The sequence below is a fragment of the Pustulibacterium marinum genome (genome assembly GCF_900116665.1).
GTDB classification, from domain to species: domain Bacteria; phylum Bacteroidota; class Bacteroidia; order Flavobacteriales; family Flavobacteriaceae; genus Pustulibacterium; species Pustulibacterium marinum.
On sequence record NZ_FPBK01000005.1, the window covers coordinates 21967 to 37480 of the forward strand.

Sequence of the window (15514 nt, forward strand, 5' to 3'; positions counted from 1 at the left end):
ACCTATGAAAGTTAACGGATTACTACATGATATTGCAAAAGGTCAATGGGCTATGTCTCTTGAAGGTTATATGGCTTGGGCTCCGGTTGCATACAAAATTTTGACAGGTAAAAGTGAGTTACCAGAATTAGAAGCTGCAAAGCTTATCACTTTTTACGGAGATCAAGGAAATGAATTAATGCCAGATGAAGAAGGAGCTGTAGATGTTAGCAGAGGAGCTGTAGCAGTTGTCAATATCATTGGTCCTATGATTAAGTATGGAGATTGGTGTGTTTGGGGAGCCGATGAAATTTCAAAAAAAATAAAAGGATTATATGCCGATCCTAATATAAAAGGAATTGTAATTGTTTGTGACGGTCCTGGAGGAGCTGTTGGCGGGATACCGTATTACAAAGATCTTGCTCGTTACAAAAACAAACCATTAGGTATTGTGTACGATACCATGTGTAGTGCTCACTTATGGGGAATGTATGCCATGAAACCTGACTTTGTTTGGGCAGCTAACGATATCAGCGCGCAGGTTGGATCCATGGGGATTATGATCAGTCTGCTTGATAATAGAAAGTACCTAACAGAAAATGGTATTAGCATTCACGATATATATGCCGATGAAAGCTCTGATAAAAATCAGCCTTTCATTCAAGCTTTAAATGGAGAATATGATTTGATTAAAGCCGAATCATTAAATCCATTAGCTCGTAAGTTTCAATCAGAAATGCTAACTCTTAGACCATCTTTAAAAAAGGAGGTGCCTGGAGTAATTACGGGTAAAGTGTTCTTCACAGATCAGGCTTTAGAGTATGGTTTTGCTGACGGTGTAGGAACGGTTGAAGAGGCTATAGAGAGAGTAGAAATTCTCTCAGAAATCAATTAAGTAAGTTTAATTTAATAATCAATAGAAAATGAAGTTTAGTGCATTAAAACGATTGCAGACGACTATGGTCGCATTGGCTTCGCTCCTTAATTTGGATGCAAAAAAAGACGATGTACCTATCGATGCTCAGAAAAAAGAGCTTGCCTTAGATGAAGATCAAATGGCGGTATTACATGGCGAATACGGAGAAGAAGATTCTACGAAAATGATTAATGCCATCAATCAGGAAATTAAAGCTGCTATGACAGAGAATCTTGAATTCAAAGCTATCCAAGACGAGATTGATGCAATGATCAAAGAAAACAACTTGAATGCGGAAGAAATTAAAGGTTCAGGTGGTGAAGGTAAAAAGGGCGATCAGACAGATTATTCGGCTCAAATCAAAGCTTTAAATGAAAAGTATAAAGCGCAGAATGATCTTCTACAAAAATTAATTAATGATCCTGAAGGAGATACTCCTGAAGCTATTATCAAAGGTATGGGACAAAAAATTCAGCATTCAGCAACCCACGTTTTTGGAGGTAATGAAGAATGGAACAAAATTGAAGGTAGATCTTGGAACCAACGATTGGTAAACGGAGCTGTAAAAGCTACCGATTTCAATGCAGACTCAAATATTCCATTACTGCAGGATGATGTTGCCCACTTTGTACGTGAGAATCCTGAGTATTTAGAATCTTTATTTAGCGATTACGAAGAGCTTCCAAGTGAATGGTCTCGTAAAACTGGTGTTTTAGATAGAGTTGCCAATGGATATATTATTCCTGGTGAAATTGTACAGGGTAGAAAAAAAGGATGGTCTCCAAAGAACAACTTTAAAATTGGAGCTGAAGAAGGAAGAGTTTTCAGAAAGAAAATAGACATTACATTTGATGGATATGAGCTTCAAGAAATGGAAACTACTTGGATCCGTTCTTATAACAAAGAAGGATCTTCTCCTTTAAAAATGACTTTCATAGGACACTTATTGGCCGAACTTGTGAAACAACAAATGTTGGATGATCGTAAAGCTCAAATCAACGGTTTGTACGCGAAGACTCCAGACGGAGATGATATGCCGGGTAAAGCTGTAAACTCACAAAATGGTTTACGTTACCTATTCTGGTATTACAGAGATGTGAAAAAACAATACAGAGCTTCTGATATTGGGGTTCCTTCAGATTCTAATATTGTAGACTATGTAGAAGAATTAGTGTTGTCCGTTCCAGAGGATGACAGAAACAAAGAACTAGAGTTAGGTATTTCTGAATACTGGTTAAAAAAATACCGTAAAAAAGCGGGGCAATTGTACAACCTTCAAATGGATACAGAGGAAGGAAGAACAGAATATAAGAAGAACCATGTTGTAAACTATCCTAACATCAAATTCCAACCATTAAAGGATATGACTCGTACAGACTTTATGTACATCACGCAGTCTAAGAATATCCAGATTATGGATTATAATACAAACGAAAAAGGGAAATTTACTATTACCCATGATGGTAAGAGAAATGTTAACATTTTTGCAGACTACAGACTTGGTATTAGATTAATCTATGTAGGGGTTAAAACGAAAGCTGGAGATCCTAAAGAGTTCGAGAAGCAAATGGTATGGTCTAATAGTGTTCCAATTTTCGCTAAAGACATAACATTACCATTGTTTGATGACGAAACTGGTGAGTTAGAATTCACTTATAATAGCATGAAAGTAGATGATGCTTGGAAAACTGATATTACAGATGTAACTGATGCTGTTCCTGGTCAGGTTGTGAGAATCTCAGGAAACACATCATTGTCTGTTAGCAAAAACGTAGTTGCTACAGGTAATATTACCTTGAGTGATGGAAGCTTTGACTTAAAGTCTGGAGGAACGTTGACTCTTTATGTAAATGAAGACAAAACGTTAACAGAGCTTACAAGAACCACAGAACCTGCTACAAAGACTACAGGATCTATTGAATACACTACAGCTGTACTTGATGCAGATTTAGGAACTGTTTACAAGTTCACTGGTGATGCTACCACAGCTATTACAAGTATTACTAATGGTGTGGAGTCTAAGACAATCACTATTTACGGTACCGATACTGCAGATGTAGATGTGACACTTTCTACTACAGGAAATATTAGTTTAACTGAGGCAGCAACTTTAGCAAGCTCAGAAGACTTAATTAAACTGACTTTGGTAGATGGTATTTGGATGGAAACAGGTAGAACAATAGCTCCTGCAGCCTAAGTTTAATTTTTAAAAGCGCAATACAATGACATATATGCGACAAAGAGTAAGAAAGCCCGCTGGAAGTTCTCCAGCGGCTGCTGCTCCAAAAGAATCAGATATAGTAATATTAGCCGCAGAGGATACATTATTATATCCACCTAGAGATGGAAACGGAATAAATTTAATGGGAAACTTTGGTATAAAGTCTGGTGCGAGCATGCACAAAATATACCACACTAAAAGTTTCCTAAGTGCTCCTTTTGAGTCAGACGGTGAAGAGGATGGAATTACTATTACGCAATCTATAGAGGTGCGTATACCTGGTAATAAATTAGAGCAAAAAGAATTCCTTCAGGGATGGTTAGGTGTTAACTGTTATGTGTTTCATAAATCATGTAAAGATGATTTCTGGGAAGTAATAGGAACTCCTTGTGCTCCGGTTCAAATAATGCCTACAAAACAGGATAATAACGACGGAAGATTCTTTACAGTAAACTTCCAACAGTTTGCAAAATCTGAGTTACTTCCTGCAAATTATTCAGGTGCAATAATAGAGGCAGATCCTACTGCTATTGCAGATGCTGCAGCTGTAGCTGTAGATGGAGAAACAAGCTTACAATATAAGCTTCCTAGTTTAGATGTTACTGCAGCAGTTTCTTTTGATTCTCTGAGTAACTTAGATCAAGGACAGTTTATTACTATTTATGGTGCCGGGGGTGCAGATCCTGCAACAATCTCCTCAGGAGATGCCGGAGCAGCTACGGTTGTTTTAAAATCTGGTACCCAATGGACCGGATTGGAGGAAGCCGCTATCGAGTTTCAGTATTTTGATGCTGGAGCTACAAAATATCTTATTGAAGTTAGTAGATCATAGTTTTTCATTTTTTTAATGGGGTTTGTTTAGTTGAAAGCGCACTGTATATACAGTGCGCTTTTTTCATGTAACAACGGTTGTTACATGTAATTACAACATTTGTTACTCAAGATATTTAAATAGAAAACATTCGAATTATGAAAAATGAGGTTTTAGATTTTTTAGTAGAGCTTCCGGAAGCTCAAGAGGATCAATACAACAAAGCATTTGCATTGTATCGTAGATGCCCGGATAAGAATCCGCAATTAGAACGCGGGTATAATTTAGGGTTTACAAAGAACCGTTTGTCTGATCTTATGTATGAGCTTAAAAAGTTAGTACAAGTTTCTGAAGTAGATGTCCATGCACATGCTCAGAAAAAAAAGGCAGATGAAGAAGTTTCCTCTGAAGATATAGCAAAATGCATTTATGAAGATAAGATTTTACCCATTATCGATGCCTTAAAAGAAAGGGAGCTGTGGGAAGAAGGATTCGAAGAAAAAATAAATGCCTTTACTGAGAAGCCTACTGTTGAAGGCGCTAACAAACTAATTACTTATTTTGAGGAAGTAGGAAGTAAATTAGCAATTGAGGCTACTGAAGGATATACAGGATCTACAGGAACTACAACTGATACAACTGAATCTTCTGAGGAAAATACAGAAGATAAAAAATTAAGAGAAGAATTTCCTTTTCTAAATGAGAACGATTGTCCTGATGTTATGTACATCGTAGTAGGTAAAAAAATAGCGGCTTGGAAAACTTATGTAGCAGCTCATGAAACCCTTCAGTTAGTAGATGAAGGTAAAAAGGAGCTGACTCCTGAAGAACGTAAAGAAGTGGCTAAGGAAGCCACAGAAAGCTTTGAGGAAAACCAAGCCCTATATGATGAGCTGAACTATTACGCTGAGAAAAAAGAAATTTTAGGAGTTCATCCTATTTTTAAACAATACCAGTTAGACAGAGAGAAAGAGAGCCTTAAAAAAGAGGTCGATGCCATGACCGGTGACGAGCTGAGAAAATATGTAGGAAGCTCTAAAACATATATTTCGAGAAAAAATAAGGCGATCGCCAAAGCTGAAAAAGCAAAAGATACCGAAACGATATCGCAACTGAAAGAAGATCTTGCATTACGCCAGTATGCTTTAGGATTGGTTAACGAAAGACTTGCGAAACTTTAGTATGAAGAAACGCTTTTTCGACATAAACGATAGCGGGCCAAAGAAGGAAGAAGATAAACTATCTGAGCTATTTACATCAAAGTATATAAACAAGCATTTTGCAAAAATTGCAGATCCTAGCTTTGATGTAAATAGATTTCCTATGCCTGGAGAGTGTTTCTTTCTTCAGAGTGATACAGCGTTCAATGCCTTCACTTTCATTCCTATGATTGCTAAAGCGTATAAAATTAAAGAGTTATATGCTTCTACTTATTCTATTAGTAGAAAGGTTATAGATGCGCTGATTGAGTTACACGACAAAGGATTCATTGATAAGGTTACACTTTTGATTTCCGATTCAATGATAAAGCGAAACCCGAAAACCATAGATAATCTTATGGCCATGTGTGAAACTCGGGCTAATGTCAATGCATACTACGCCTGGAGCCATGCAAAGGTTTGTATCATGAGAACTGAAGAATCACATTTTGTAATTGAAGGGAGTGGTAATTGGGCAGAAAACGCCCATTACGAGCAATATCTTTTTGCGAATGATAAAGGCTTGTACAACTTCAGAAAAGAGTTGTTTACGAATTCCAAATTGAAAAAATACTAGGTAGAATGGAGAATCAATTAAGACTAGCACAGGAAGAGTTTGATAGTATTGAGCAATTAGCCGGAGTAGGTTATACTCCTGAAAAAATAGCTCAATACTTAGATGTAGATAAAGAGTTGTTTATGAAGCGCTGGCACATAAAAGATTCTCCTATCAGATATGCCTATGACAAAGGAGCTCTCCAGACAGAATTTAACACACTCAATCAACAGAGAGAGTTGGCCGAAAGTGGAAACATTACAGCTGCTCAGATATTCCTGAAGGAGAAAGAAAGAATACGAATTGATAATATCAGAAAACAATGTCTGTTTCAAGAATAAAAATAGATGATATCAGTCTTCAGGATGTATATGACTTCATGGAGCATGGTTCTGCTAAGAATGCATCTCCAAAAATCGTGGAGTATCTTGATACCTTAGATATGACACGCGGTCTACTTAACCGCATAGATAGGTTTGCTACAAAAGAAGCTGTGGTAAAACACCTCATGGTTGTAAAAGATCTATCACGCTACAAAGCTGGCCAGATTTATGAAGAAACCATTGAATATTTCTACAGAGATCGTATTGTTTCTAAAAATGCCTGGAGAAATATCTACGCTGAAAAAATGGAAAAATTGGTCAACTTTTCCATGCTTATTATGAAGGATGTTAGCGATGCTGATAAGATATCTAAGATGATCGAGCGGATTGCTTCTATTCGCCAGTTAGATATTGAAGATCTGCCGGAACTACCACAAGAGCTGTTCAATAAACCTTTCAAGGTCTATTCTTTGGATGCTGATATTTCTGAATTTACCGCAAAAGCAGATCGTAACAAGTTGAAAAAATTCATTGAAGAGTTACCTGAACTATCTGCTAAAGAGATAGCTCGCTTGAAAGAAGAATCACTAATAGACACTCTTAAAATATTCCCAGATGAGCAGGAAGACATCCGTAAATCTGAATGATGATTTTGTACAGCCTATCTATGCCAACTGGTTAACAATCACTGTAGATCTTATCTCTCCTAAAGATTTGTATTTGATAGCCGGTAGAGCAACGGCTAAAACATCTGAAATTATTGCAAAGCGTTCTATGAATGTTATTTATGATATGCCTCGTAGCATGCAAGTCTCAGTTTCTGATACGTATGTGAATGCCATGAAAAACGTGGTTCCTGCCTTGTTGGAAGGTTGGAACCGTGAAGGATGGAAAGAAGGTGTACATTACGTTACCGATACACGCCCTCCGGCATCATTTGAATTACCATATAGGCCATTTAAAGGTTCGTACAAACATACCATTAGCGTTTTTAATGGTACACTTATCAATATAGGATCTTTAGATCAACCAGGAGGATTAGCAGGTAACTCCTATCAGCACATGTATGGTGATGAAGCGAGGATCTTAAAACAGCAAAAATTAAAAAAGCTTACTCCTGCCATTAGAGGGGAGTATGCACATTTTGGGCATTCTGTATACTATAGAGGAAGAACATTTACTACAGATATGCCCAACCTCCTAGACGGGGATGATGAGTGGATCTTTAGCCATGAAAAAGATATGAATGTGGACCAGGCTAAACTTGCCTTGCAAGTAGCGTTGGTTCTGAATGATATTAAAAAGGAGCTGATCAATGCGATGAAAGATCGCGATAAAATAAAGGTGCAGCAGCTAAAGAAAAATTTACATAAGTGGACTGCTTACTGGATACGGTGCCGTAAAGGACTTACCTTTTTTTACGTCGTGTCCTCTTTGGTAAATGTGGACATACTTTCAGAGGGCTTTTTTGAAGATTCGTTAAAAGCCTTAGGCATAGAAGAATTCAAAAGTGCCATTCTATCTCTGAAGGTCGATGTAAAAAAAGGTGAAAAGTTCTATCCTTATTTGGGTGAGCACCATTATTATGATGATGGAATTAATAGCAGCTATTACGACAAATTTAAGCTTACAGATGAGATCGAGGAAAGCAGTTTGGCATTAAAGTACATAGATCATAATGCGGAACTGGATGCGGGTGTAGACTTTGGTGATATATGTAGTATGGTCACAGCTCAAGAGCGTGGCAGCTACTTGTATTGCCTAAAAGAGTTCTTCACCTTGGCTCCTGAAAGCAGTAAAGAGTTGGCAGCTAAATTTGTTTCCTTTTACAAGCATCATAAAAACAAGGTGCTCAATTTGTATTATGATAGGTCCGGTAACCAGTATCAGAAGGTGAAACGAGATTGGGCCAATGAGCTGAAGAAATTTATTGAAGAGCAAAATGGAGTGAAAACCGGATGGAAAGTAAATTTAATGAGCCGTAACCAGGCTACCATATACCAGGAAGAAGAATACAATTTTTGTAAGCATCTTTTTGGCGAAACCGTTAAGGGAGTTCCAAAAGTAAAAATTGACAAATTTGGATGTAAGTGCTTGCGAAGCTCTTTGGGGCTTACTAAAATTTTAGTGAAATCAGACAAGAAAGGGAGCCGTTCCATACACAAGGATAAAGCCTCTGAGAAGATCTCCTTAAAAATGAGAGCTATGTATAGTACAAACTTCTCGGATGCTTTTAAGTATTTGATATTTAGAAAAAGATGGGTTTCTAAAACAACATCTAAAGGCAGCTTAAATATGTCTGCTCCTGAAGTTTTATAATTAACTATATTTGAATAAAAATAAGGTTGATTATGGAAGAAAAATTATTTCAGAAAGTTTTTAATAGTAGTCTCTATAGAAAGAATTACATCATTATGCACGAGATTGATGAAATTCTTCATACCCTTTTTTATAATAAAAATGGTTATGTAAAGAATTACAATTCTTTAGAATTTTATTGCCCATACTGCAAGACTGATAGTACATTTATTCCAAATGATATTCCCATCAAAAACACCGTTAAATCTGTAATAGAAGAATATTATGAATATTTACATGATGTAAAAACTACAAATAGTGGATTTAATGAAAAGAAACCTAATCCATTTGAATTTATGAAGAAACTAAGTAATGAAGAAGAAGTTTTCATTAGAACATTTAGTTGTGCAAGAACCAATGGTAAAGAGGACCGTCATACTTTGATATATTGTCTTAAAATCATTGAAGATTCAATAGTTATTATAGGAAGATATCCATCGATTGCAGATACTTCTTTAGATTTTAAAAAGTATAAGAAGATAGATAAGTCTCTTCCGTCTGAATTTAATCTAGCAACGGGATTACATTCTCATGGAGTAGGCGCTGGAGCATATGTGTATTTGAGAAGAATTTTGGAAAAATATATTATTTATCCAAAATTAAATGAAGAACAAAAGAAGCTACAATTCTTTAAAGAAAAACTACAGGCTATAAAAGATCAATTACCTAAGTTATTGGTTGAAACTCCAGAGATGTATAGTGTGCTTAGTTTGGGTATCCATGAATTAAGTGAAGAGGAATGCAAAAAGTATTATAAACCTTTAGAATCTGCTATTTTATTCATTTTAAACGAAGAACTGTCTAATATTGAACAGAAAGAGCGTATGAGTCAAGTACAAAACGAAATTAAAAAAATTCACAGTGATCATAAGAATAAAAAATGAAATCCAGAGACCGAGAAAAAGAACAGTTGAGATTAGATATAGGAAAAACCGGAAAATGGATTTTTTGGTTTAGACTTTTTGGCTTCATTTTTATTGGAATAGGGTTTATATCCATATTTGCTACATTATGGTTGTATAAAACGCATAGCGGGGAATACTCCTATTTTGCAAATGATTTAGGGCATTTTACTGGAGGTGTTGCTGCTTCACTATTCTCTTTAAGTGGGTTGTTTTTTATATATGTTGCTTTTCTAGGGCAAAAGCAACAAATTATGTATCAGCGTATAGAACTCATTCAAAATGAAGAAAGTTTAGCTGCTACTAGACTTGAAGTTAAAAACCAAGTTGCGGAAATGAAACTTCAAAATTCAACACTTAAAAAACAAGAATTTGAAAATCATTTTTTTAGAATGATGGAAAATCATAGGAAAATAATTTCTGAAAAATATATTAGAGATAATAAAAATATATTAGAAGATTTCCTATGGAGATTCGACATTGCAACACTCATAAATCTACTAAAATATGATTTAGATGATCCTGATTTTGATCAAGATAATTTTGAACGCTTTAAAAAGTCATTGATAAATGACTTAAGGTATGTAAAAGGTATGAATACTGATTTCATTCGGAGCATTTTTCTAACTACTGACATAGTCAATAGTATTGAAAATGAAGTTGAACAATTTAGATATAAAGAAATACTGTTTACAGGAATTAGCGATATGGAGTTTATTTGTATATACATTATTTGTATACCCGACAATCTTACAGAATTATATAGAAATATATATCAAAAGAATGATTTTTTCAAAGAAAAAGGTAGGCAGTTCTTAAAAATTTTTATCCAAGCGAGGAGAAGAGACGAAACCATGTGGATAAACCAATAATAAATCCGCTAGGGAAAACACTTTTTTCCCTTAAAAAATCGCCCTCAATAAGAGGGCGATTTTTTTTGCACAATATGAGGCGTTTTAAGCTTCCAATACTCGTAATTGATATAATATGATGCTCTTAAATCATTCATTCGTATAGTGTCCATGCAATGCACTTCTGCTTTGATTCCGTGCATGGCTAAATTTATAGCAGTCATTTTTGCACAAATCAAATCCTTATCCTGGCATACATAATAATTACCTTTTGCAATATGGTCTGCAGCTAGAACCATACGCCCAGAACCGCTACAGGGTTCGCCTACTTTTTTTCCAAAATCATTTGGTTCTATTATCATTTGTGCCATCATATCGCAAAGCTCAGGAGGTGTGAAATACTGCCCTAAACGACTTTTTTTGTAGTTTCCTGTTAGAAATTCATAATAATTTCCTAGCGGGTCAATCCATTCGTTTTTTGCGTGTGCTTCTCCGTAAGCACCCATAAGAAGCGCTAAAAGTTTGGCAAACTTGTTTAGCTCTTCTTTACTGTATGGTTTTATAGTTTCAAAATATAAATCTTCGTTTGTTCCAAAACCATAACAGCAAATAACAATGGTTAAAAAATCTTCAAAAACTCTATTTAAATCGTGCTTGTATTCGAACTCGAAAAAACAGGAGTTAAATTCTTTTAACTCCTGTGGAACTGGTAACGCTTTATTACTCATTTTCTTTTTTTTCAATTGGTTCTACTTGTGCGTTTGAGAAAATGTGCGAAATAGGGAAAAATTTATCTTTTCTCTTTTCGTCATTGTTGGCTTGCTCCTGCTCTTCCTTGCTTTTTATTTCTCTTGGTTTTCCCCAAACTACAAAAGCGCTAGAGCCTTTTTTAACAGAATAGCCCATTTTGCGCCATTCCTGAAAGGTGTGAAACTCTGTGTTTTGTTCGTCCTTGTAAAATTGTTCTATTACAATTTCGTTTATAGTGCGTTCAGGCGTTATTTCTTGTATTTTCTCGGCTGTTTTACTTAAAGCTTGAAGTTTTTGCCTTTTCTCTTGAATTGTCAATTTTTGTATAGTGTTCTCTGTTGTCATGGCGTTTAAATTTGTCCTTCGTCTGCAAAGCTGTAAAAGGTGTTTTCAGGTGTAATAATGATGTGGTCTAGCAATTTGATGTCTAAAAAATCACCTGCGGATTTTATTTTATTTGTTATTTGCTTATCTGCATTGCTTGGTTCTGTCTTTCCGCTTGGGTGGTTATGTCCTACAATTATTGCGGTTGCATTAGCTTTTAAAGCAATTTGAAAAAGCAATCTTACATCTACAATTGTTCCGGTTATTCCTCCGGATGAAAGTGTACTAATTCCTAGAATGTGATTAGAATTGTTTAATAGCATGAGCCAAAAAAATTCCTTGTGTCCTATTTTGCGAGGGTCGGAAAAATCAAAAAAAGCCTCTTGTGCACTTCTTGAAGAAATAACTTTTTTACGGTCTTCTATTTTTACAGGGTTATTGTAAAATATCTCTACTTCTGATATATAACTATTCATGTTTAAAAAATATATTCTGCTAAATCGCTTTCGTTTTGTGCTTGGTTTTCTTCTATAAATTTTTCGGCTATCGCTTGCGCCTTGTGAAATGCTTTTACTTTGGTTTTGAAGTAGTTGTAGTCGTTCCAATTAAAAAGAGAAGAAAATCCTTTTTCCTGCAGTATATTTTTTACTTGTGTAGAGAGTTGGAAAGGGTTACTTTTGGCTGTGTTAAATGCTGTTGTCATGGCGTTTAATCTTTAATGATTTAAAACTCCCGAAGCTTCGACCTTTCGGGAGTTTTTGTTTTTAAATAAGTTCTAAATTTCAAAGGTTTCTACCTCGTTTTTTGTGTCTGCTAAAAGCGTTTCAAGTTCTATCGTAGCCGCTTTTACAAGGGTTGCAATAACATTTGAATTTTGTACAGTAAACTCAAAACCTTGTTGATTGATAAAGGTAATTTTAGAGCTTATACTGTCATTTCCTGCTCCAAAGGTTTTAAGGTCGTTGGCTTTAGTTTTTAAAGCTGTGTAACGCTTAGAAAGTGCTTCAAAATGTTGCATTCGCTCAATTCTTTCCTCCGCTGATAGTGGTTTGATTTCAAATTTTTCAATTTGCTTTAAAACACTTTTTTTCGCTTGCTCTTCTTTAGCTTCCTCCTGCTTTTTTTGTGCGTTAGTAGCCTTTTTAGCTGAATTGGTAGCTTTTTTTTCATTGGTGGCAGTTTTAGCCGTTGCAGAGTTGTTTTTAACTGTTGCGCTTCCTGTTCTTGTCGTTGTCATAATGTGTACTTTTTTAATGATTAACTTATGTAAATATACAAAAAAAAGTCGTAATAATACGACTTTAAAGAGCTTTAAATGAGTAATTTATGTAACTTTTTTACTATTTTAAAATGATTCTAAATAGGAAGAATTACAAATAAAAAAGAGAGGAAAAAACAGTCGTTTTTTAAAATCATAAAACATAAAAATTTGATTACCAGCAAACAAACCCTAATAAAAAAGGGTTTGTGTTGCTTTGCGTAGCAGTTCTGCCCGTCCCGCTAAGTCGGTAACATGTCGTTACAAGTGCCTGAATTTTTGCAGAAATATGACAGGATCTCACCAAGGGCGATGAGCCCGCCCACCAATAATGCATCCGTAGGATACCTTGTAGTTACATTGTTTTATTCCATGTAACACCATATGCTGTAAGAGCTTACTACACTTGTGTTATGGAAACAATTAAACCACATGAAGCTATAGAGATGATGCGTAAGCTTACCAGTATCAATGTTCCTTTCTCATTTGAATTCGAGAGTTACAATAAGACTAAGGATACATCTGAAGGACATAAGGTAGTAGCGAAAGCTTTCCTTAGACAAGGCTTACGTAACAACCAGTCAGATAGAGCTAAGTATCTCATAGGTTACTCTCATTTCCAAACTGGAGAACCTAGATTCTTTCACATAGCATTACTCAAGAAGTTCAATAATTACAAAATAGAACCATGAATATAGAACAGCTGCCAGAAGGTGATATCTATTACAATGAAAGTGTAGCCTTTACTTATCAAGTAGGGCAAACACCAAAGGATTTTGAAGAACATAGAGGTCAGGCCAATTCAGTTGACTTTGAATCACAACGTAACTTCTTAGGAGATTACGCTATTATACCATATGGAACTAATGACTCATTGCCGCACTCTATCAAAGAAGCGGTGCAAAACAATTTCGTCGCTCCTGGTATCCTTAAACGTAAAACAAATTTACTTTGGGGCAAAGGTCCTAGACTTTACAAAGAGGTTGTAGAAGGAGATAAATTAAAGCGTGTATGGGATGATGCTCCTACGAATGTACAGGCGTGGCTAAACTCATGGGATTACATAGAGTATCTAATGAAGGAGTGTGTAGATTATCAGCACTTAGAAGCTGGTTTTACTAAGTTTCATGCTACAAAAGGTAGACGTGTAAATAAGCCTTCTATTGCATTCTTAGAGCATATTCCTGCTAATAGAGCAAACCTAGCTATTCATAAGAATACACCAAATGGCGGGAAGCCTACACACATAGTTACAACAGACTGGAGCTTTGAATATGTCAACTCTTTTGATTACAAAGCTTATCCGGTATTCGATCTAAGAAATCCAGTCTTAGCGCCTACTAGCATGTTCTACTCAAACATGTATAGTTTTTGCTCAGAGTATTATACGGTACCAGATCTATATGGTTCTCTGGAGTGGTTAAGAAGATCTACAGCTGTGCCTTTAATTTTCAAAGCGCTGACTAAGAATAGTATCAATCTTAAATATCATATCATTTCGCCTCAGGCTTTTTGGGATAAAGCAGAAGAAAAAATACAGGAAAAATGTACCAAAGTAGGTAAAGAATATAAGCCTGCTATGCTGGCTCAATATAAAAAAGAGTTCGTAGCAAAAATAGGTGACGTCCTTTCTGGTAGTGATAATGTAGGCAAGTATCTGCACACTACTAAAACTCTAGAAGTTGATGGAACAAATATTCTTGAGCATGGTTGGGAGGTTAAAGTGATTGACCAAAACATTAAAGATTTCGTAGCTGCTCAGATAGAAATTTCCAAGCACTCAGCTTCTGCTATTGCTACCGGAGTATCATTAGGTGCAAGTTTGGCCAATACGTCAGACCAAGCCAAAGCTAATAGTGGTAATGAGCAATACTATGCTATGATCAATTATTTGAATACAGATGTAAATATTCCAGAGATCATTGTGACAAAAGCGATCAATTACGCCATTCAATTCAATTTCCCGGAGACTGACTATAGAATTGGATTTTACCACAGCATACCTGAGAGAACTTCAGATTTATCACCTAACGAAAGAATAGATTCAGAAAACGCAGCATAATGGAAATACTATTTAAAAATACCAGTGAAGCATCCTCAGAGCTTAAGGAACTGCTAGGTTTCATTGATGTAGATCTTAAGTTTAGCAACATCAAGGCCGATGTGATATCAGCCACTAAAGAGCTTATTAAAATTATAGGTAAAGACGTTTATACAGAAGCTGTAAGGCAATATAAATTAGCAGAAGCAGATCAGGCTAAAGATGAAGAGTTTATCCGTGTTGTGCGCTACCCTATCGCTGTTGGCGCTTATATAATGTATGCTCCTAACAACGATATCAGCCACACCAACAATGGACGTAAGATGATGGCGGACGATTCTGAGAAAACTCCATTTGAATGGATGTTAGACCGTAACGACGCGGCTTTAGAGCGTAAGTATTACCGGTGCTTAGATGAGTTAATTGATTTCTTAGATGATTATGAAGTATCTGAAGAAGGAGCTGAAGGAAATACCCTTGGTGATCTCTGGAGAGCTTCTGAAGCCTTTAAAAAAACTCAGCGGTTATTTGTACGCACAATAGATGATTTTGATACCTACTTCCCTATTTCGTCTCGACTTTTGCTTATCAAGCTTTCACCAGGGCTTGAGAAGTGTGAAAAGTTTGAAATCAAGCCTAGATTAGCAGTCAGATATAAAGAACTCAAAGAAAAACTATATAGTTCCTCGGAGCTTGAAGAATCAGATGTTGAATTAGTTCAGCTAATTCAAGCTGCGTGTGTGCCTTATGCTATGGCATGGGCTATGCCTCGATTATCCGTAAACCTTTACCCTGAAGGAGTATTACAGCATTATACATCGGATAGAGCTACCACCAAAGGACGAAAACCTACTCTTAATATGGAAACACAAGAAGCTGCTCAAGCATTTGAGCATGATTATGAACTGGCATTAGGTCGTTTAGATTCATTTCTTCTTCCTGAGGTTACAGAAGCTCCAGATGACATTGCAGATGAAGATCTGTTTCCAGATATAGATTACGACGATAAACATTTTTCAGCATAA

17 protein-coding genes are annotated in these 15514 nt (G+C 35.9%); 12 read left to right on the forward strand and 5 right to left on the reverse strand.

Annotation, left to right across the window (positions count from 1 at the left end; genetic code table 11):
- The first annotated feature begins 4 nt into the window (after positions 1 to 4).
- From BM383_RS08480 to BM383_RS08525, 10 genes are all read left to right on the forward strand, one after another.
- Entirely contained in the window at positions 5 to 874 is an 870-nt protein-coding gene (locus BM383_RS08480) for a S49 family peptidase (RefSeq protein WP_093024703.1), read from the forward strand.
- Positions 875 to 902: 28 nt separating this feature from the next.
- Positions 903 to 3092: a hypothetical protein gene (locus BM383_RS08485; RefSeq protein ID WP_143106382.1), complete on the forward strand. Its 2190-nt coding sequence runs from the start codon at positions 903 to 905 to the stop codon at positions 3090 to 3092.
- A 34-nt stretch (positions 3093 to 3126) separates the two neighbouring features.
- Positions 3127 to 3948: a hypothetical protein gene (locus tag BM383_RS08490; RefSeq protein WP_093024705.1), complete on the forward strand. Its 822-nt coding sequence runs from the start codon at positions 3127 to 3129 to the stop codon at positions 3946 to 3948.
- A gap of 137 nt (positions 3949 to 4085) precedes the next feature.
- Complete coding sequence (locus BM383_RS08495) at positions 4086 to 5108, forward strand: hypothetical protein (RefSeq protein WP_093024706.1); 1023 nt, start codon at positions 4086 to 4088, stop codon at positions 5106 to 5108.
- 1 nt (position 5109) lies between these two features.
- A complete protein-coding gene (locus BM383_RS08500; protein ID WP_093024707.1) occupies positions 5110 to 5703 on the forward strand; it encodes a phospholipase D-like domain-containing protein in 594 nt (197 codons plus the stop codon).
- 5 nt (positions 5704 to 5708) lie between these two features.
- Positions 5709 to 6023, forward strand: a complete 315-nt coding sequence (locus BM383_RS08505; RefSeq protein ID WP_093024708.1) for a hypothetical protein — start codon at positions 5709 to 5711, stop codon at positions 6021 to 6023.
- Complete coding sequence (locus tag BM383_RS08510; protein ID WP_093024709.1) at positions 6005 to 6652, forward strand: hypothetical protein; 648 nt, start codon at positions 6005 to 6007, stop codon at positions 6650 to 6652. The genes BM383_RS08505 and BM383_RS08510 overlap by 19 nt, the downstream gene beginning before the upstream one ends.
- Positions 6621 to 8324: a hypothetical protein gene (locus tag BM383_RS08515; protein ID WP_093024710.1), complete on the forward strand. Its 1704-nt coding sequence runs from the start codon at positions 6621 to 6623 to the stop codon at positions 8322 to 8324. The genes BM383_RS08510 and BM383_RS08515 overlap by 32 nt, the downstream gene beginning before the upstream one ends.
- A gap of 32 nt (positions 8325 to 8356) precedes the next feature.
- Positions 8357 to 9247: a hypothetical protein gene (locus BM383_RS08520; protein WP_093024711.1), complete on the forward strand. Its 891-nt coding sequence runs from the start codon at positions 8357 to 8359 to the stop codon at positions 9245 to 9247.
- The gene (locus tag BM383_RS08525) at positions 9244 to 10137 is read left to right on the forward strand and encodes a hypothetical protein (RefSeq protein ID WP_093024712.1); all 894 of its coding nucleotides are present in this window, start codon (positions 9244 to 9246) and stop codon (positions 10135 to 10137) included. The genes BM383_RS08520 and BM383_RS08525 overlap by 4 nt, the downstream gene beginning before the upstream one ends.
- 44 nt (positions 10138 to 10181) lie before the next feature.
- Here the strand turns inward: BM383_RS08525 and BM383_RS08530 are convergent, their stop codons facing one another.
- The 5 genes from BM383_RS08530 to BM383_RS08550 all read right to left on the reverse strand — a co-directional run bounded on the left by BM383_RS08530 (position 10182) and on the right by BM383_RS08550 (position 12427).
- Positions 10182 to 10844, reverse strand: coding sequence for an N-6 DNA methylase (locus tag BM383_RS08530; protein ID WP_143106383.1), 663 nt, complete (start codon positions 10842 to 10844; stop codon positions 10182 to 10184).
- Positions 10837 to 11211, reverse strand: a complete 375-nt coding sequence (locus BM383_RS08535) for an ArdC-like ssDNA-binding domain-containing protein (protein WP_093024714.1) — start codon at positions 11209 to 11211, stop codon at positions 10837 to 10839. Before BM383_RS08535 ends, BM383_RS08530 begins: the two co-directional genes overlap by 8 nt.
- A 5-nt stretch (positions 11212 to 11216) precedes the next feature.
- Complete coding sequence (locus BM383_RS08540; protein WP_093024715.1) at positions 11217 to 11666, reverse strand: JAB domain-containing protein; 450 nt, start codon at positions 11664 to 11666, stop codon at positions 11217 to 11219.
- A 2-nt stretch (positions 11667 to 11668) separates the two neighbouring features.
- Positions 11669 to 11893, reverse strand: a complete 225-nt coding sequence (locus tag BM383_RS08545; RefSeq protein WP_093024716.1) for a hypothetical protein — start codon at positions 11891 to 11893, stop codon at positions 11669 to 11671.
- A gap of 72 nt (positions 11894 to 11965) precedes the next feature.
- Entirely contained in the window at positions 11966 to 12427 is a 462-nt protein-coding gene (locus BM383_RS08550) for a hypothetical protein (protein WP_093024717.1), read from the reverse strand.
- A gap of 709 nt (positions 12428 to 13136) precedes the next feature.
- On the opposite strand from BM383_RS08550, the gene BM383_RS08560 reads away from it, so the two are divergent.
- On the forward strand, positions 13137 to 14510 hold the full coding sequence (locus BM383_RS08560; protein ID WP_093024718.1) for a hypothetical protein: 1374 nt from the start codon (positions 13137 to 13139) through the stop codon (positions 14508 to 14510).
- The gene (locus tag BM383_RS08565; protein ID WP_093024719.1) at positions 14510 to 15514 is read left to right on the forward strand and encodes a DUF6712 family protein; all 1005 of its coding nucleotides are present in this window, start codon (positions 14510 to 14512) and stop codon (positions 15512 to 15514) included. The genes BM383_RS08560 and BM383_RS08565 overlap by 1 nt, the downstream gene beginning before the upstream one ends.